The following is a 17496-nucleotide window of genomic DNA, read 5'->3' on the forward strand; positions in this document are numbered from 1 at the left end:
TGATAAGAATTCCATTTTGAACTTTATTTTTTATAAGGCCTATCAACCTATCAATAAAATTTTTAAGAAAGCGATTTTTTTTCATTAACTTATCAAAATATTCGGAAAAATTAGATCGAATTTCTGACAAGTAATTTAAAAGTGAGCCGCGTTGCACCCAAAAGTCCCTGATGTAATTGGATTCACCGATTCCAAGTACCGTAGAAAAATCCCTGTAATCTAGATCAGAATTTTTTTAGATTTATCAAGCTAATCATAATTAGGAGTCTATAAGTTCCTTGCTGGATTTAAGCAAAAGGCTTCTGATGAAAGAAAAATCAAACAAATTCCGTGGAACAAGGTAAGATTTATTAAAATAGTCTTGTTCAATTAAAAGATTAAAAAGTGGTTTTTGAATGAAGCGCCAATTAATATCGATGGAATAGCAATGCGCGTCAGAAACATAAGCAAGCCCCGATGACTCAATCATGTCATTCATAACCCTCCGATTCTGGATATCATCAATTTCCATTTCTTTTGGATTGTTATCTTTATCATGAATACTATTTAATTGATTGATGTATTCTTTTCTAATCTTTATTTCATTTACTTCCATTTTTTTGAGGTAACGCGTAATCTATTGGTTATTCTGTTTATCGAGCTCAAATACGATACCTTCTTGTCTAATTTTTCTTTGTATTTCTTTTGTTTTTGTTTCTTTTTCTTCCCCAGGAGGTAAACAGATTATGTAATAAGGATATCGTTGTTCATAAATAAAATATCGAATCTCAGTCTCAGAGACCGCTCTCTTTTCTTCTTTTTCCTCAACTTCCTTTAAGGATGTTAAAGATCTTTCAATAACTTCTTTAAAAGCTATTAACCTCCGTAACGGAAGCATAGTATTGATTTTATTTTTTCTTTCCCGTATAGACTCGTTTTGATAACAAATCCTGCAATGCTTTGCTCAGAAAAAAAGTAATCTGAAAGGAGTAAACTCCTTTTGGGATTTGATTTCTAACTCCCTCTTAATCACTTTATCTGATAACCTGTCTCGATAACCATCCGTTCGATTAATAAGCCTTACGCCATATCGATCCTCAGCTGTCATCACAGAGACACGATTATTAGAATGCCCCCCGACTGATTCCCCCATTTTCAGGGACACTTCTTTTACAAGTTCTTCCCTCACGATAGTCATTAACTCAAGGAAAGAAGAAGGCTTCGTGAAAGACCTCACAATATCACTTATTTGACTATCAAAACTTAGCGTGCATTGCTCAATGTCCTCTGTAAATTTACTCACTAATGCAACGCGACCATCATAGAACAATGGTCTAAAAGTATTAATGAAATAAGGATGACCGTTTAAACGGTGGTAAATAATTTTTAATTTATGGATTAAACGTTCTTTATGAGCAAAAGTAGAACTTTTACCAATATGCTTATCAAAACACTCCTCTGTTCCAGGTCCGCATATCTGGATTAAGCAGGCCCAACCACTCTTCAGGAGGCTACCCTAACTGTGATAAGTCAATGTTCGGCGAGAAAATAGACACGAAAGTTTTTTCAGTGAGTGCTGAGCCAAAGTGATAACACATAAAAACCTCAATACTGTAACTATATGCTAAAGTTTAGCTCTTTAATCTTAAAGAAAATTTAATTGGTAGGGTAGAATTTGACATTTCTAACCCCCAAGGCTAGAGTTTCTACGCCATGCCGAGGTGGTGGAATTGGTAGACACGCAAGTTTCAGGTACTTGTGGGGAACCCCGTGGAGGTTCGAGTCCTCTCCTCGGCAGATTAAGATTCCAATTTTAAGCACATTACATGTTCAAGATCTTACAATACCCTGATCCCCGCTTAAAAGCCGCTGCCCAACACGTTGAAAAATTTGACGATGCCTTACAGAAAATGATTGATGAGATGTTTGAAACGCATTATACAGCGACTAATTGCGCCGCGCTAGCGGCTACTCAGTTGGACATGGAAAATCCCAAGCACATTACAGTCATAGACTTTTCTCCCAATAGAGATCAGCCTTTGTGCTTGGTGAACGCTGAGATTATTGAACGCAGTGGGGAGCATACGGAGGAAGAAGGGTGTATGTCTGTCGGTGGGGGTACGTTTGAAAAGGTCACCCGGGCGGCGAAAATCAAAGTGCGGGCGCGGGATCGTTATGGGAAGCCGCTGGAATATGAAACGACTGGGTTTATGGCGAAGTGCATCCAGCATGAATTGGATCATTTGAATGGTATTATTTTTCTTGATCGGTTATCGACGCTCAAGCGAGGGCGCATTGATAAGCGGCTTTGGAAGCTGCGTAAGCAAGGAAAGGTTTAACAATAACTCCCTCTTTTCCTAACCCTCTCCCCGAAGGACATATCATTTTCTACCAGTTACAGCCATTTCAATTTAGGCTTCGTCATTCACGCAGGGGGAATCTAGCGCGCCTTCAGGGCGCTGCGCACGTAGTGCGCTGGGTCCCCGCCTGCGTAGGGCGACGGGTTTTACGTTTTTTTCACCTTGTAAAATTACTCAGATATGTTTTAATGACACCGCAGAAAATACCTAATTCTGAATTCAAAAATATGTCATCCCACTAAAGGTGGGAATCTAGAAGTGAATACTTTCCGCTGACTTACTACGGGATGACGACATACAGTGGAGATAGACACTATGTTATCGCTGTCTCGCGGCATATTCGAATTACACATGATTGTTTTTTATATTTGCGTCGCTATGAGTATTCTTACCTTTGGAGCGATGATTTCTATTCTCTATAAATTTCGTAAATCCAGAGGCGCCGTTCCTACCAATTTTCATGAACGTATCAGCGTTGAAATTTTCTGGACCGTTATTCCTTTTATCATACTCGTCATTATGGTGTTTCCAGCAACCGTGATACTTTACCAAAAACATAACAACGTCACTCAGGTGCAGAAATGAGAACGCGAACTGAAATCATATCGACAACACAGACAAGCACAACCTGGTGGGATTATTTTCAGCTCTGCAAACCCCGCGTTGTTTTATTAATGTTATTAACGGCCATTGTCGGGATGTGTTTAGCCAGCCCAGGCATTGTATCGTGGCGCGTTTTTTTATTTGGTAACTTAGGAATTGTGCTTGCCGCTTCTTCTGCCGCAGCGATTAATCACTTGCTCGAACATCACCTCGATAAATTAATGCGACGAACTTATCGGCGCCCCATTGTGCAAGGGAAAATCAACCGAAAAAACGCCCTTATTTTCGCAGGCATCCTTTGTATTTTATCGATGATTATTTTAATCGGTTTTGTAAACCTACTGACCGCCTTACTCACTTTTATTACCTTGATCGGTTACGCTGGCTTTTATACGCTTTATTTAAAACATACCACTCCGCAAAATATTGTCATCGGCGGTTTAGCAGGCGCCGCACCGCCACTTTTAGGATGGGTGGCCGTAACTGGTCACATCGATCCACCCGCTTTAATTTTATTACTTATCATTTTTCTGTGGACCCCCCCCCATTTTTGGGCGCTAGCTATTCACCGGATTGATGATTACGCTAAAGTCAATATTCCCATGTTGCCAAATACGCATGGGATCACTTATACCAAAATTAATATCCTACTCTATACACTATTATTAACAGCAATTAGTTTTTTACCTTTTGTGATCATGACATCCGGATGGATTTATTTTTCAAGTGTCTGTCTATTAAATTTAGGCTTTCTTTATTGGGCCATTCGTTTGTTGACTAGCCAGCGCAAGGAAATACCTATACGGACATTCCAGTACAGTATCTGGTATTTGATGTTTCTATTTACTGCCCTGCTTGTCGATCATTATGTGTATCTAGTGGTAACCCTTTATTAAGGAGGAAATTTGATAAAACGTTTTCTAGTTATTTTGTTGGCTTGTTTATTTCTCATTGGCTGTTCGCGAGACCATTAATGAAAATCTAAAACTTCTGAGGATACAACGAGGGCTATCGCCAAGTAGCCCGTATGGAGCGAAGTGGAATACGGGAACCTCTATCTATTCTTTTGCAGTAATGACTTGATGAAAAACCGCCTGGCGAATGATTGTATGCTTACGATCGGGGCCAGTAGAAATAATAGTGATCGGGACTCCCAAGAGTTCTTCGAGTCGTGAAATATAATTGCGCGCTTCTTTTGGCATTTTGCTGTAATCGGTTAGGCCGTAAGTGGTTGTTTGCCAACCCGACATTTCTTCATATACAGGTTCGCACGATTCTAATAACGATTGATCAAAAGGCGGTTCATTAACTACCTTTCCATCAAAACGATAGGCCGTGCATAAGTGGATCTTGGCAAATTCATCTAATACGTCAAGTTTAGTTAATACAATGCCCGTTAAGCTATTTATTTGAATCGTTCGACGCATACTAATTACGTCAAACCATCCGCATCGGCGGGGACGATTCGTTACTGAACCAAATTCATTGCCACGCTTCGCCATTTTTTTTCCTTCCTCATTGGTTAATTCGGTAGGAAATGGCCCTGCGCCAACGCGAGTGACATAAGCCTTCGTAATACCCAGCACACGATCGAAATACAATAGCCCAAAGCCGCTACCTGTCGCGGCACTGCCTGCAGTGGTATTTGAAGAAGTCACATAAGGGTAAGTACCCAAATCGATATCCAACAACGAACCCTGCGCCCCTTCAAAAATAATATGTTTATTTTGCCTTCGCAGATTACCCAAAAGTGCTGAAACATCACCGATCATCGGTTTTATTTTTTCACGAAATTCCATTAATTGATTATAAATACTCTGATAATTCAGTGGCGTTTGATGATAATAATGTTCTAATTGAATATTATGATAAGCCGTAGCTTTTTTAATTTTTTCCAATAACTGACCGGGATGCAATAAATCCATCGCGCGAATGCCTCGTCGCGCTACTTTATCTTCATAAGCAGGACCGATACCTCGACCCGTCGTGCCAATCGCTTTGCTGCCTAACTTGGCTTCACGCGCTTTATCCAGCGCCACATGATAAGGCAATAATAAATTACAAGCCGAGCTAATTCTCAACCGCTCTGTCACGGGTATTCCTTTTGCGTTTAGCTCTTCAATTTCTTCCATTAACGCAGGGGGAGACAAAACAACCCCATTACCAATCAAACACAAAACACCTTCTCTCAAAATCCCGGAAGGAATTAAACGCAATATAGTTTTTTTACCATCGATAATTAACGTATGACCTGCATTGTGTCCCCCTTGAAAACGCACGACTGCAGCCACATCTGCAGTCAGCATATCAACAATTTTGCCTTTACCTTCATCACCCCATTGTGTTCCTAAAATAACGACGTTCATTTACTACTCCTTCTTCACTTAAATAAAGACCTTAAATCTTGTTAGCCCGCGGCTTGACCGCGGGAGCTTGAAGGATGTCGCGCGCGTCTTGACCTCTCTTCACGGCAAGCCACAGGTCGAGCATGATATTCAAAGAGACGTTGATAATCTTTTCATTGAATTTCAAGCACCAATTGCATCTGACCTTCAGGATCAATTTTTTCGGTTTTAATGACACCCATTTTATATAACGTCGAACGCAATTTACCTTCTTTTGCTTCGAGTGTTACGTAACAAGCCATAATAGCGTCCGCCAATAATTCGACAATTGCTTGATTCAACAAATCGATTCCTTCTCCAGTCAAGGCCGATAGCCACACACGACGGAATTTTCCTTTTTCATCATAATCCACTCGTGGTTTTCTCGATTCAAGTAAATCAATTTTATTATAAATAAATAACTAGGGTACTTCTTCTGCGCAGATCGTTTCTAACACCTTTTGCACCTCATCAAGCATAACTAACAAATCTGGCGAATGGGCGTCGACCACATCCAACGTTGCGCGAAATGCTGCAATTAAATCATGAAGAAGGCCACAAATAAATCCCAGTGTGTCGACTAAAATAATTTTACTTGGTGTCGGCAGTTCGAGTTGGCGAAAAGTAGGGTATAGGGTTGCAAAAAGTTGGTCTGCTGTATAAACATTGGCTTCAGTGATCGCATTGAATAAAGTCAATTTCCTTTCATTCGTGTAGCCTACTAAAAAAACGGTTCGAACAGCGGATCGTTTTATGCTCGCTGACCTTGTTGACACTGAGGGACAACTTTGTCCAGCCCTTTATAATCATTTTTATGCGACCGCCAATTAAACGTCGGTCTGTTTCTAACTTAGTTTCCCTCGGCCCACGCAAACCGATCCCACCCCGTTGTCGCTCTAAGTGGCCCCACCCTCGTGCCAGCCGGGTACTGAGGTGTTTTAATTGAGCCGGTTCAACTTGTAATTTACCTTCAAAGGTATGCACACGTTGAGCAAAAATATCGAGAATTAATCCTATTCGATCTAAAACGCAGTATTGAAATAATTTTTCCAAATTACACTCTTGGGCAGGAGATAATTCGTGGTTAAATAAAACTAAATCTGCATTGAAATCATGCACCGTTTGCTGAACTCCTTCTGCCTTCCTTCTTCCCACAAAATATTTAGATTCCGGTTGATTTCTTTTTCTTTTCACTATGGTCAAAACATCACCCCCTAATGAATGCGCCAACTCTTTAAATTCGCTTAGAGAGTCAGGTTAAGTAGTGAGGAAATTGATGTACACCAAAATAATGCGTTCGCCGCCCTTCACACCGGTCAATGAAATAACGACGTGTTTGCCTCAATGATTTCTCTCTGACTCTGGCTGAAGTCGTCCCTGGTCTAATAGCAATACATGGTCCATCTTGTCAGCAAATTCACGATTATGCGTCACAATAACAAAACTAATATTTAACGAACGATTCAATTGTAAGGTTAAATCAGCTACCCGTTCTGCTGTTTTTTGATCGAGGTTACCAGTGGGCTCGTCTGCCAAAACACAACATGGCTCAGTTACTAAAGCACGCGCTAAAGCGATGCGCTGCTTTTCTCCACCAGATAACTCAGCAACGCGATGTTTTTGGCGGTGACTTAAGCCAACCTTTTCAAGGTAGGCCGATGCTTTTTGTCTTGCCTGTTTAGGTTTGATCCCGCTACGCACTAATAAGGGTATACATACATTTTCTAATGCGTTAAATTCTGGCAACAAATGATGGAATTGATACACAAACCCCAAATGTTGATTACGTAATAAGCCTTTTTCTCGTTCAGAGAGTTGATTGATATCGTTTCCATTCACCCATATTTTTCCACTGGAAGGCTTATCCAACCCACCCAATAATTGTAAAAAAGTTGATTTGCCAGCACCAGAGGCGCCGATGATAGCAATACGTTCGCCGGGAGCTACGGAAAATTCAACTTCATGCAATACCGGCACACGCAATTTCGCTTCGACATAGGTTTTACTTAATTTTTCGCAATGAATGACTGGCTCACTATTCATATCTCAATGCCTCCGCCGGCTCGGTTCGGAAAGCGATAAACGCCGGATAAATTGTTGCAATCAAACTTAAGGCGAATGCAATAAGGGAAACATTAAGAACGTCAAACCATTGTAAACGCGACGGTAAAAAGTTCACAAAGTAAATCGAACTCTTTAAAAACTGCACATGAAAAATTTGTTGAATACCATTGACAATCGCGGTTGCATTTAACGCCAAAATAACGCCGGCAATAACCCCCATCAGCGTCCCAATAATTCCCACAACAGCGCCTTGGATAACAAATATAGACATAATCGTACGAGGAGTAGCGCCCAACGTGCGTAAAATTGCTATATCTGCACGCTTGGCATTAACGACCATCACCAACATAGATACCAAATTAAAAATAGCCACGCCGATAATCAATAATAAAATGACAAACATAATCGTTTTTTCCATGGTAATAGCTTTAAAAAAAGAACCAAATTGTTCTGTCCAATTTGTTACCAGAAACTCTCCGGGCAGTAGTTTTCGCAACTGCTGAGTGACCAACTGTGCCTGATAAAGATTTTTTATTTTAACATGTAGCCCACTTGTACCTTGCGAAAACAACCTAAAGCCATCTTGCATATTGATATAAGCAATCCCGGCATCAAAGTCAAAACCGCTTTTGGTGCTGAAAATGCCACTAATAGTGAAACGGCGAAATTGAGGGAAAATCCCCAGAGGGGTTGTCGTTGTTTGCGGGGTGAATAGACTAACTTTATCGCCGATGGAAAGCCCCAATTGATCGGCCAGTTTGAGTCCGAGAATGATGTTATATCTCCCGGGATTCAAACTGCTTAACCTTCCCCCCACTAATTTCTCCTCAAGTTGGGATACTTTTCTCTCTTGCGAGGGCACCACGCCTAAGACAGTGGCTCCACTAACGCTTCCTTCGTTACTTAGTAAAGCCATCCTCGTGACAAACGGCGCTGAGGCGACTATCTCGGGATTGGAAGCAATGGTTTTCTGTAATTCAGGCCAGGTTTTTTCGATATTTTGCCCTGTCATGACTGTTACTTGGGGCGCAAGGGCAAAGAAATGGGTGCGAATCTGATAATCAAAGCCATTCATCACCGACAAGACCGTAATTAACACGGCCACCCCCAACGCGATCCCCAACATCGATACCAGGGAGATGAAGGAAATAAAGTGGTTGCGGCATTTTGCCCGGGTATAACGCAAACCCACATACAGAGCTAGAGGTCTTATCATAAGGGGTCAACTATACTAAAAATACTTTATAGTGTACCATTTAGCGCTGTAGAAAAATAGAAGTAACCCGTATGAAGCGCAGCGGAATAGGGGTTATTTTACAAAGATCTAGTTTCCCAACCATGAAAAATTCTCAAAATCATCTCGCTCAAATCATAGGAGTTCTCAATGACAGGCGCTTCCATCCCGGAACCGCCATCGGCCAGGCCCTGAATATCGGCCGAACGGCGGTGTGGAAAACCGTCCAAAAACTCAAAAAATATGAGATTCCCATCACCGCCGATAAAAGCAAGGGGTATCGTTTAGAGCAGCCCTTGCTATTGCTAGACCCAAAAAAAATTAAAAATGGAGTTCAAGCAGAACCGGTTCGAATTGATTTATTCGAGCAAATTAATTCTACCAACGAATATTTAAAAGGGGTGAACCGCCCCCCTCAACAACTAAACATTTGTTTAGCTGAAATGCAAACTCAAGGTAAAGGCCGTTTCCAACGCGCCTGGCACTCGCCTTTTGGGCAAAATATTTATTTATCCTTGAAATATCCATTCAATAAAGATGTCAGCGAGCTCGCCGCTTTAAGTCTAGTTTGCGGGTTAGCCGTTTGTAATGCCATTGAAAAAAGCTGCCCATTGACAAAACCCATTTTCGTTAAATGGCCAAATGATATAATTTGTGAGGATAAAAAATTAGCCGGTATTCTAATTGAAATTGAAGCGGAAACACATGGCTTTTGTCCAGCAATTATTGGAATTGGTCTTAATGTAGACATGGAAAAAGAACAGGATAAAATCAATCAACCCTGGACTTCCATTAAAAATTTAACTGCCACGGACCAAGACCGGAATCAGCTTTGTGCTGCATTAATTAATGAATTGGTTAGCTGCATTTATTGTTTTGAAAATAAAGGTTTTAACGAATTTTTGCCCTCATGGAAAACCAAAGACTATCTACTTACTAGGCAAATTCAATTAAAATCCGGCCGACAAGAGCTCCAAGGCAAAAGCTTGGGAATTAACTCACAGGGTTATTTAACCGTCCAACTCTCAGATGGTTCTCAACGGATATTCTCTTCTGGTGACACGACTTTGCTAAAATAATTTAACAACGGCTGAATAAAAAGTTTTCCAGTAGCAGCACCGCCATAAGGAATCACTCCTAAGCAAGGAGCTTTTATTCTCTTTTTTAATGTTTGAATATTTTCGGCCATAAAAAGGACATCCGGCTCGATGCAATTAGCGACCCAGCCGACCAAGGGTATTTTTTCCCGCAGCATGGCCTTTACCGTTAAAAAAGCATGATTTAAGCAACCTAATTTAATGCCGATAACTAAAACGACAGGTATTTTAAGTAATTTTACTAGGTCTGATAGGAATTCTTTTTCATTTAATGGAACAAACCATCCACCTGCCCCTTCCACAATAAACACGTCGGCGGGGAGGTTAAAAATTTGATTAATCATTCTTGCTAGATCGTTTTTTGATAAAACTTGATTATTCAATTTCGCGGCGATATGTGGCGCGACGGGGGATTCTAACGCAATCAGATTAACGTGCTCGTAAGTCGTCTTAATGGATGCAGCTTTTTGCAACGCAAGTGCATCATCATTGTAAAGCTTATTGCTGATCCTACAGCAACCTGAAGCAATAGGCTTGATCCCAAAAGTTGAAAAACCCTTGTTATTAAATTGATGTAGCAACAAAGTACTAACGTATGTTTTTCCCACCCCTGTATCGGTTCCTGTAATAAAGAACTTCATTGTATTATCTTTTTCGCAATAAAAAATCCAATGTGATAAGTGAGTGTCGTATCGGTATTATACTTTTCTATTAGCATCGGTGACAAGCCTTTGTTTCTTTTCGGGTAAAGCAAACAGTTCGCACCAATGGATTTAATCGATCGAATAGCATCTAATAGCGATTCAAATGAATCAGTAAAAATTTTTTCATCGGTAGCAAGCAGTTCAAAACCCACATCCTTTAACAAGTGAACAATTGATTGCACGGTTAAAAAGGGATTTCGGCAGTCATTCCTTAATTCACAGAAGGTCCCTAGCAATGGAACTGAAAAAGCAAGCACACCAAGCGCCTTTAACTGCGAAAATAATCTAAAAAAAGTTTGTTTTAGATCCAAAGCCCATTGAAACCCCATATTACAAAAGATAAGATCTAAGGAATTGTAAAAGAACACATTAGTTTCAAAATCCGCTAATATAAACTCAACGTTAGATTCTTTTAACTTACTTTTGGCTTGCATCAAAAGCTTCTCACAAAAGTCAATTGCATAAAGATTTTGATAAGGAAAAGAATTGGCAACAGCTTTAGTACTGATACCAGTTCCGCAAGCAAAATCTGCAATAATTTTTGTTTGAATACGCATCTCTTTCAATGGTGTCAGTAATTGCTTGCAAATTTCGCGTTGAATCGAAGCATAATCATCGTAAGTGTCAAACGCTTTATTGAACGAGCGCTGAATACGCTTTTTTAACGAATTAATCATCATTAACGAACCGCATTAGTCGATCATAAAACTCCCGGGCATGAGTCAGAAAAGGAAGATGTCCTGCTTTAGGGAGTGAATGAATTTTAGATTGTTTATTTAAACTGGCAAGCGCTTTTGAATCCACTTTATAAATTGCATCCTTTTCTCCGAATAGATGAAATAAAGGAATTTTAAGACGGCTATATTCTTCACGAAGATCTGTTTCAAATAAAATTGAAAGATAATTTCTCAAATAATTTTTATCTCTTTTAAAATCAACGGCATTTTTGATTAATTGATTTTTAAAAGCTGAGTCTTTATTTGGATAATTAACCAAAAATAAAAAATAATCAAACAAATTATTAAAATTTTCTTTAGCTAAAATAAGAAATTGCTCGGCGTCCTTTTTATTAATTCCAGGCCAATTAGCGTCAGCGACAAGGCGTGGTGAACTTGAAATTAAAGCAAGTTTTTTGACTTTTCCGGGAAATTGGGAAGCTAATTTAATTCCGATTAATCCACCCAATGACCACCCTAAAATAATTGATTTATCGAGAATTTGAGACAATAAACAATTTACCACAGATTCAAGCGTCAATTCTGTCAACCAGGGTAAATCAATTAAAGTAATTTTTCTTTCAAGGTATGGATTTTCTTTTAACAAAGAAGCATGAACCCCCCAGCCAGAAACAAAAACAATCGGTTCCCTTAACATAACAACGAAGCCAGTCGATCAAGCAGTTGCACGATTTGAGTTTCGGTATGAAAACAACTAAGAGAAATCCGAATTCTCGCACCACCCGCAGGTACGCTCGGCGGTCGTATGCAGGAGACAAAAAAACCAAAATCAATCAGTTTCTCTTGAATAATTTGCGTTTTTTGATTATCACAAATTTGTAAGCATTTAATTGGCGTCGGGCCATCCGATATTAATTTTAGACCATTCTTTTTAGAATACTGGATAAACGTTTGAGAAAGTGCGGTGAGCCTCTCACGACGCCAAGTCTCTGTTTGAATAATTTCAAGCGATTTCGAAACCGCTAATGCTAGCGCGGGCGGTAAAGCAGTAGTATTACGATAGCTTCGTGAAAATTGCAATACCGCCTCGACAAGCTCACTACGACCCGAAACAACAGCACCAGCACAACCAAACGCTTTTCCCAAAGGAGTTATTAAACAAGGGAGCTCCGTTTGAGTTAGATTCCAATATTCGCAAATGCCACCACCATTTTTACCTAAAACGCCAATCCCATGAGCATCATCAACAATAAGCAAAATATCCTGGTCTGAAATCAAATCAATTATTGACGGCAACGGTGTGATATCGCCTTCCATACTAAAAATACCTTCCGTCACTAAAAAATGAGCTCTTTTGAAAGATATTAAAAATTTGAGTCGCTCGAAATTTTGATGTGGATAACGATAATGTTTTACTCTTGAAAGTTGTATCGCATCCAATAACGAGGCATGGCACAATTTATCAGAAAGAATAATTTGCTTTCGATCAGCCAATGAAGTTATCACCCCTAAATTTGCCAAATATCCTGAATTAAAAAAAATAGCGCAATCTCGATTCAAAAATGCAGCAAATTTTTCTTCTAGCATTTTTTGGGGCTTAAAATAACCCGAAATCAAAGCCGAAGAACCGCTACCCGCCCCATATTGTTGAACGCCGCGAATAAAAGCCGCCTTCACCGCTGGATCATTCGCTAATCCTAAATAATCGTTACTACAGAAATTGATACAATCTCTGCCATTTATATTGACCCGCGCTTCTTTACGTTCTGCAACAACAATTCGTTTACGTAAAAGAGCAGATTGAGCATGGCATTGAAGCTTATTTTTAATATCAGTAGCAAGCATGTTCTTCAGTTAAAACGGGTACTTTTAATCCTAACTTTTTTAACAAATTGAGATCGCGATTTTGACCGGGGTTTTTGGCGGTTAATAGCTTATCACCGTAAAAAATGGAATTCGCGCCAGCCATAAAACACCAAGCTTGCAACTCATCGCTCATTGCTTCACGCCCAGCGGATAATCGTATTACCGAAGTAGGAAAAAGAAGACGAGCGGTCGCTATCGTTTTTACAAACTCAAAAGGATCAGTCGCTTTTATATTTTCCAATGGAGTTCCTTTAATGGGAATTAATTGATTGATTGGTATACTGTTGGGCGGCTCTGGTAATTGATAAAGTTCTAATAACAGTTGAATCCGATCTGCTCGAGACTCACCCATTCCTAAAATTCCGCCGCAGCAAACATTAATGCCTGCATTTCTCACGTTTTTCAACGTTTCGATCCGATCTTGATACGTGCGTGTGGTAATGATTTTTTTATAAAATTCAGGCGAAGTGTCGAGATTATGATTATAAAAATCAAGACCGGCTTCTTTTAATTGGAGCGCTTGCTCCTGATCTAACATTCCCAAGGTTACGCATGTTTCTAACCCCAGTGCTTTAACCGATTTGATCATTTCAAACACTTTAGGTAATTCGTGCTTCGGCGGACTTCGCCACGCAGCCCCCATACAAAAACGCCGGGCGCCATTTTCCTTTGCTGCTTTAGCTTGCTCTAAGACAGCTTCAAGTTTAATTAATTTTTCCCTTTCAACATCAGTTTTATAATGACCGCTTTGAGGACAATAGGCGCAATCTTCAGGGCACGTTCCTGTTTTAATACTGGAAAGCGTACACAGCTCCATATCCCGCACATCAAAATGCGATCGGTGTGTTTCATAAGCTTTATAAAGCAATTCAAAAAAAGGTAATTCAAATAATTTAGCAACGGATGCTTGATTCCAATTATTTCCCTTCACTTGTCCTTCTCCCCAAATTAATTAATAGAATATAAAAAACTCGACTTGATTAACCGCAGCAATTGAGCTCATATCATTTCCCAGCAATCACAGCCATTTCAATTTTAGGCTTCGTGATCAAAGTTTGACTTCGTTATCCCCGCGCAGGCGGGGATAACGGGCTTTAAGTTTTTTAGTCTTTAGCAGTTATAGTAATAATTGGTTGCGTTTTAACCCTTAAATAGAAATAACCGCCCAATTTGCACTAAAAAAAGTTTATGTTACTCTTTTCACTGAGTCAACTTAAAAATTCAAAAAGGTTAACCAAATGTTAGAAAACGATATACAGAGATTAGACAGTCAACATGTTTGGCACCCCTGCTCCCAAATGAAAGATTACGAGCAGTTTAAGCCACTTATTATTAAAAGAGCCTATGGTAGCTATATTGAACTCAGCAATGGCCAAAAGATAATTGACGCGATCTCCAGTTGGTGGTGTAAATCATTGGGCCATAACCACCCTAAATTAAAAGAAACTTTAAAACAGCAATTAGAAAAGTTTGAACATATTATTTTTGCTAATACCACTAACGAAATTATTGTAGCGCTCTCCCAACAATTGGCCGCTCTTTTACCCGGTTTAAATAAAGTATTTTACGCAGGCGATGGCTCTTGTGCGGTCGAAATTGCAATGAAAATGAGTTTACATTCAAGAATTATTCAAGGCCATAAAAAGCGAAAGAAATTTATTGCTTTAAAAAATAGCTATCATGGTGAAACTGTCGGTGCTTTAAGTGTCAGTGACGTTGGACTTTATCGAGCGCCTTATTCGACGATGCTATTTAAACCTTATTTTATCGAATCAATTCCTTACGTGCTGAATACGCAAGCCCCAGAATGGAACGACTGTTCAGGACACTGGGAGGGGGTTGAACGTTTGCTCAAACCCCACGCAGAAACAGCAGCCGCTATTTTGGTAGAACCGATTGTCCAAGGTGCCAGCGGTATGAAAATTTATAGTCAAGATTTTCTAGCACGATTGTTTCAGTGGGCTAAAAATAATCACATTTATTTTATTGCCGATGAAATCATGACAGGTATAGGCCGCACGGGGAAAATGCTCGCGTGCGAACATGCCGGAATTATTCCTGATTTTGTCTGTCTTTCAAAAGGATTAACCTCTGGTTTCTTGCCTTTTAGCGTCGTGCTAACCTCAGATGAAATCTATCAGCTTTTCTATGACGATTATCAAACAGGAAAAGATTTTTTGCATTCTCATACTTATTCTGGAAATGCATTAGCCGCCGCTGTGGCATTAGCTACATTAAAAGTTTTTTCTGAAGAAAAAATATGTGCACGAGCTCATAAATTAGGCAAGTTCATGTTAAAAAAGATGACTCAAGTTGCACAAGAAACGGGCCAATTAAAAAATGTAAGGGGCATTGGTGCTATTGTTGCTGCTGATTTAATTCCGGAAGCAGGTCGCCCCCGTTTAGGCTACGAAGTGTATCAAGAGGCTATAAAACAAGGGGTATTGCTGCGCCCCATCGGGAATACGCTCTATTGGCTACCGCCGCTTAATATTGATTTTGATCTCATTGAAGTATTAGAAAAGGTAACGAAAAATGCTATAAAAATTCTATGCCCTACCACACGCAGCGCTGTTCGTTGTTGAATCAATTTGCAAAACCTATAAAAAACTCCTTTAAGTTTTGACTTCTTCTAATTAAAAGAAAGATTCTGTCATTGAAGTTTTGAATAAATATGCTACTCATTTTTTTAGGATGCGGAGCCGGCGGCGTTGCACGTTATTGGGTATCGAACTTGATATACCTTCTTAATAGGTAAACAATTTGCCATAGAGGCGTTAATTGTTAACATTACCGGCTCATTACTTATGCAAATATTATTTATTTTTATTCTAGAGTGATTAAGTACAAATATTCAACTGTGACGCTCTGCATCGGACTCAGCTCCTAACGATAGCCTTGGTCAAAAATATTTTGAGATTGATGAGAATAGTTGTATCCGTGATATAAACTGGTCTTTTATTTATTAAGCTTTTTCCAAAAATTAATCAAAGAGAGCTATTCTAATAAAGAAGACCGTCCACTACGCAATTTACTCGATTGTGTTTATGCTATAGAGTGATCTTTTATTTCAGACAATAATTTACTTAAAATGGCTAACAAACATATTTCTTCTCTCTTAGAAAAAAATATGCAATTTTAATAAAAGAACTACATGAAATTCACTTTCACTTTCCGGTTTATTATTTAGAATTCATAAAAAATCAGCTCCTAATTCAAATGTCACAATTATTGATAGCTATGAATATAAATTCTATATCTAGCTATTCTAGCTTTTAGAATTCATTGCAACTCGTAAGGAGGCTTTTGACAATCAATCAATTAAAAAAATATTTTCTAACTCTGCGCCCCTTGCTTTCAAAAAAATAAAAATAATTGGCTCCCGGCCGATAAAAACATATTTTGACATATTAATGAAATGTTTATTTACTGACGCTTATCAGAATTTAAACTTTCTAGAATTTTCAACCTAGTTGATGGACATTATTATATTTAAGAATTGACAATTGCTATTAGCTCATTTTTCAAAAAATTTTTTTAGAAAAAAACTGATAAGTTATGTTACAGTAGTCTTATTTAAAGCATATTTAAAAATATTGAGAAGAGAAAAAGAAACTTAGATCCATCCTAATATAGCTAAATTTTTTAACGCGGGTTACCCTAAAAAACAAAAAATAATAGCGGCTGAGGCATTAAAAAAGAATTAGATAATTCAGTTAATTTAATCTAATCATCAAATATGCTTAAGGAGAAGCATCCTGAATTAAATAACAGTAAGCTAAATAGATTATTTTAAGCTTTTTGTACGATAACAGAAAATGAACACCATTCACGTGCCACTCTAAGCGCTTGAACTCCTTTCAATCGGGCGCCTCTTATCAAAGAGTTTCAATATTGCCGAGTACCTCATCAGTTTGGCAGAACAATAGTAGTTGAGTCGAGATTAAGAGTAAGCTAACATGGGCAGCGTGCCCTGGTATGTTGGTATGTAAACTGATATGGCTGGGTGGCAGAGTGGCCATGCAGCGGCCTGCAAAGCCGCGTACGCCGGTTCGAGTCCGGCCTCAGCCTGTATCTGTTATCTGTTTATAAATACCAGATTTATTGCCACGCTCATTCTGAGCCCGGGTGGTGGAATTGGTAGACGCAAGGGACTTAAAATCCCTCGGGTTAATAACCCGTGCCGGTTCGAGTCCGGCCCCGGGCACCAGATTTCCACTTTCAAATCAATAAGCTAAAAGGTATCTGTAAAGTAGTTGAATTGATCAATTTTAAAAGGTAGAAAATTTTAAAAGATAGAAATATAATAGAAAACTTCCCCTTTTAATGGGTCAGCCTATCTATTTATTCAAATAAAATTGGAGAACGGGGACGTTAGCAACTTAACATTAACGAACGTCCCTTCTTCAATATTTCCGATCTATTTGCTCCTGTATTAGCTATTCTATGCGCAATAAAATTTTTAGACGCCAGAATTTTAATTTTTTGAATGGTGTATTTATGCGACGCGAATTAACAGAAAATCTTT

The 17496-nt window shown here is 39.1% G+C and carries 16 protein-coding genes, 3 tRNA genes and 2 pseudogenes; 9 read left to right on the forward strand and 12 right to left on the reverse strand.

The features are described 5' to 3' along the window. Nucleotides 1-259 precede the first annotated feature (259 nt). The 3 genes from OWO34_RS04595 to OWO34_RS04605 form a co-directional block, all read right to left on the reverse strand. Nucleotides 260-595, reverse strand: a complete 336-nt coding sequence (locus tag OWO34_RS04595; RefSeq protein WP_267256701.1) for a hypothetical protein — start codon at nt 593-595, stop codon at nt 260-262. Between the two features lie 21 nt (nt 596-616). Beyond that, nucleotides 617-877: a hypothetical protein gene (locus tag OWO34_RS04600; RefSeq protein ID WP_267256702.1), complete on the reverse strand. Its 261-nt coding sequence runs from the start codon at nt 875-877 to the stop codon at nt 617-619. A 66-nt stretch (nt 878-943) separates the two neighbouring features. Next, complete coding sequence (locus tag OWO34_RS04605; RefSeq protein WP_267256703.1) at nt 944-1282, reverse strand: hypothetical protein; 339 nt, start codon at nt 1280-1282, stop codon at nt 944-946. A gap of 412 nt (nt 1283-1694) precedes the next feature. On the opposite strand from OWO34_RS04605, the gene OWO34_RS04610 reads away from it, so the two are divergent. From OWO34_RS04610 to cyoE, 4 genes are all read left to right on the forward strand, one after another. After that, nucleotides 1695-1776 (forward strand) — tRNA-Leu (locus OWO34_RS04610). A 29-nt stretch (nt 1777-1805) separates the two neighbouring features. After that, nucleotides 1806-2318, forward strand: coding sequence for a peptide deformylase (def, locus tag OWO34_RS04615; RefSeq protein ID WP_267256704.1), 513 nt, complete (start codon nt 1806-1808; stop codon nt 2316-2318). Between the two features lie 321 nt (nt 2319-2639). Next, a complete protein-coding gene (locus OWO34_RS04620) occupies nt 2640-2924 on the forward strand; it encodes a cytochrome c oxidase subunit II transmembrane domain-containing protein (RefSeq protein ID WP_267256705.1) in 285 nt (94 codons plus the stop codon). After that, complete coding sequence (gene cyoE / locus OWO34_RS04625; protein ID WP_267256706.1) at nt 2921-3838, forward strand: heme o synthase; 918 nt, start codon at nt 2921-2923, stop codon at nt 3836-3838. The genes OWO34_RS04620 and cyoE overlap by 4 nt, the downstream gene beginning before the upstream one ends. 162 nt (nt 3839-4000) lie before the next feature. Here cyoE and OWO34_RS04635 read toward each other — a convergent pair whose 3' ends face one another. From OWO34_RS04635 to OWO34_RS04650, 4 genes and pseudogenes are all read right to left on the reverse strand, one after another. Next, complete coding sequence (locus OWO34_RS04635) at nt 4001-5308, reverse strand: adenylosuccinate synthase (RefSeq protein ID WP_267256707.1); 1308 nt, start codon at nt 5306-5308, stop codon at nt 4001-4003. A 31-nt stretch (nt 5309-5339) separates the two neighbouring features. Further along, nucleotides 5340-6671 (reverse strand): annotated as a pseudogene (hflX, locus tag OWO34_RS04640) (ribosome rescue GTPase HflX). Next, complete coding sequence (locus OWO34_RS04645; RefSeq protein ID WP_267256708.1) at nt 6668-7369, reverse strand: ABC transporter ATP-binding protein; 702 nt, start codon at nt 7367-7369, stop codon at nt 6668-6670. The pseudogene hflX and the gene OWO34_RS04645 overlap by 4 nt, the downstream one beginning before the upstream one ends. Next, a complete protein-coding gene (locus OWO34_RS04650) occupies nt 7362-8606 on the reverse strand; it encodes a lipoprotein-releasing ABC transporter permease subunit (protein WP_267256709.1) in 1245 nt (414 codons plus the stop codon). The genes OWO34_RS04645 and OWO34_RS04650 overlap by 8 nt, the downstream gene beginning before the upstream one ends. 122 nt (nt 8607-8728) lie before the next feature. On the opposite strand from OWO34_RS04650, the gene OWO34_RS04655 reads away from it, so the two are divergent. Further along, a complete protein-coding gene (locus OWO34_RS04655) occupies nt 8729-9703 on the forward strand; it encodes a biotin--[acetyl-CoA-carboxylase] ligase (RefSeq protein WP_267256710.1) in 975 nt (324 codons plus the stop codon). On the opposite strand, the gene bioD is transcribed toward OWO34_RS04655, so the two are convergent. Genes bioD through bioB form a run of 5 tightly spaced genes read right to left on the reverse strand, consistent with a single transcriptional unit; the run spans nt 9661 to nt 13899 of the window. Continuing rightward, nucleotides 9661-10362 carry a dethiobiotin synthase gene (bioD, locus tag OWO34_RS04660; RefSeq protein ID WP_267256711.1) on the reverse strand — a complete coding sequence of 234 codons (702 nt, stop codon included), beginning with the start codon at nt 10360-10362 and terminating at the stop codon, nt 9661-9663. The genes OWO34_RS04655 and bioD overlap by 43 nt on opposite strands. Next, nucleotides 10359-11105: a malonyl-ACP O-methyltransferase BioC gene (gene bioC / locus OWO34_RS04665; RefSeq protein WP_267256712.1), complete on the reverse strand. Its 747-nt coding sequence runs from the start codon at nt 11103-11105 to the stop codon at nt 10359-10361. Before bioC ends, bioD begins: the two co-directional genes overlap by 4 nt. Then, nucleotides 11095-11799, reverse strand: coding sequence for an alpha/beta fold hydrolase (locus OWO34_RS04670; RefSeq protein WP_267256713.1), 705 nt, complete (start codon nt 11797-11799; stop codon nt 11095-11097). Before OWO34_RS04670 ends, bioC begins: the two co-directional genes overlap by 11 nt. Then, nucleotides 11793-12947 carry an aminotransferase class I/II-fold pyridoxal phosphate-dependent enzyme gene (locus OWO34_RS04675; protein ID WP_267256714.1) on the reverse strand — a complete coding sequence of 385 codons (1155 nt, stop codon included), beginning with the start codon at nt 12945-12947 and terminating at the stop codon, nt 11793-11795. The genes OWO34_RS04670 and OWO34_RS04675 overlap by 7 nt, the downstream gene beginning before the upstream one ends. Continuing rightward, nucleotides 12934-13899 (reverse strand): biotin synthase BioB, encoded by a 966-nt coding sequence (bioB, locus tag OWO34_RS04680; protein ID WP_267256715.1) that lies wholly within the window; start codon nt 13897-13899, stop codon nt 12934-12936. The genes OWO34_RS04675 and bioB overlap by 14 nt, the downstream gene beginning before the upstream one ends. 307 nt (nt 13900-14206) lie before the next feature. On the opposite strand from bioB, the gene bioA reads away from it, so the two are divergent. From bioA to OWO34_RS04700, 4 genes and pseudogenes are all read left to right on the forward strand, one after another. After that, nucleotides 14207-15553, forward strand: a complete 1347-nt coding sequence (gene bioA, locus OWO34_RS04685; RefSeq protein WP_267256716.1) for an adenosylmethionine--8-amino-7-oxononanoate transaminase — start codon at nt 14207-14209, stop codon at nt 15551-15553. Between the two features lie 83 nt (nt 15554-15636). After that, nucleotides 15637-15805: pseudogene (locus tag OWO34_RS04690) on the forward strand (fluoride efflux transporter CrcB); the annotation flags it as partial. Between the two features lie 1163 nt (nt 15806-16968). Further along, nucleotides 16969-17039 (forward strand) — tRNA-Cys (locus OWO34_RS04695). Between the two features lie 51 nt (nt 17040-17090). Then, nucleotides 17091-17178: transfer RNA gene (locus tag OWO34_RS04700), tRNA-Leu, on the forward strand. The last annotated feature ends 318 nt before the right edge of the window (nt 17179-17496 follow it).

It is taken from the genome of Coxiella endosymbiont of Ornithodoros maritimus (genome assembly GCF_907164965.1).
In the GTDB taxonomy this organism is placed as follows: domain Bacteria; phylum Pseudomonadota; class Gammaproteobacteria; order Coxiellales; family Coxiellaceae; genus Coxiella.

Excerpts from the sequence above, each read along its gene's own strand:
- bioA (WP_267256716.1), top strand. The coding sequence starts at position 14,207 with ATGTTAGAAAACGATATACAGAGATTAGACAGTCAACATGTTTGGCAC.
- OWO34_RS04595 (WP_267256701.1), bottom strand. The coding sequence starts at position 595 with ATGGAAGTAAATGAAATAAAGATTAGAAAAGAATACATCAATCAATTA.
- OWO34_RS04635 (WP_267256707.1), bottom strand. The coding sequence starts at position 5,308 with ATGAACGTCGTTATTTTAGGAACACAATGGGGTGATGAAGGTAAAGGC.
- OWO34_RS04655 (WP_267256710.1), top strand. The coding sequence starts at position 8,729 with ATGAAAAATTCTCAAAATCATCTCGCTCAAATCATAGGAGTTCTCAAT.
- OWO34_RS04675 (WP_267256714.1), bottom strand. The coding sequence starts at position 12,947 with ATGCTTGCTACTGATATTAAAAATAAGCTTCAATGCCATGCTCAATCT.
- def (WP_267256704.1), top strand. The coding sequence starts at position 1,806 with ATGTTCAAGATCTTACAATACCCTGATCCCCGCTTAAAAGCCGCTGCC.
- bioD (WP_267256711.1), bottom strand. The coding sequence starts at position 10,362 with ATGAAGTTCTTTATTACAGGAACCGATACAGGGGTGGGAAAAACATAC.
- bioC (WP_267256712.1), bottom strand. The coding sequence starts at position 11,105 with ATGATGATTAATTCGTTAAAAAAGCGTATTCAGCGCTCGTTCAATAAA.
- OWO34_RS04645 (WP_267256708.1), bottom strand. The coding sequence starts at position 7,369 with ATGAATAGTGAGCCAGTCATTCATTGCGAAAAATTAAGTAAAACCTAT.
- OWO34_RS04670 (WP_267256713.1), bottom strand. The coding sequence starts at position 11,799 with ATGTTAAGGGAACCGATTGTTTTTGTTTCTGGCTGGGGGGTTCATGCT.
- cyoE (WP_267256706.1), top strand. The coding sequence starts at position 2,921 with ATGAGAACGCGAACTGAAATCATATCGACAACACAGACAAGCACAACC.
- OWO34_RS04600 (WP_267256702.1), bottom strand. The coding sequence starts at position 877 with ATGCTTCCGTTACGGAGGTTAATAGCTTTTAAAGAAGTTATTGAAAGA.
- OWO34_RS04650 (WP_267256709.1), bottom strand. The coding sequence starts at position 8,606 with ATGATAAGACCTCTAGCTCTGTATGTGGGTTTGCGTTATACCCGGGCA.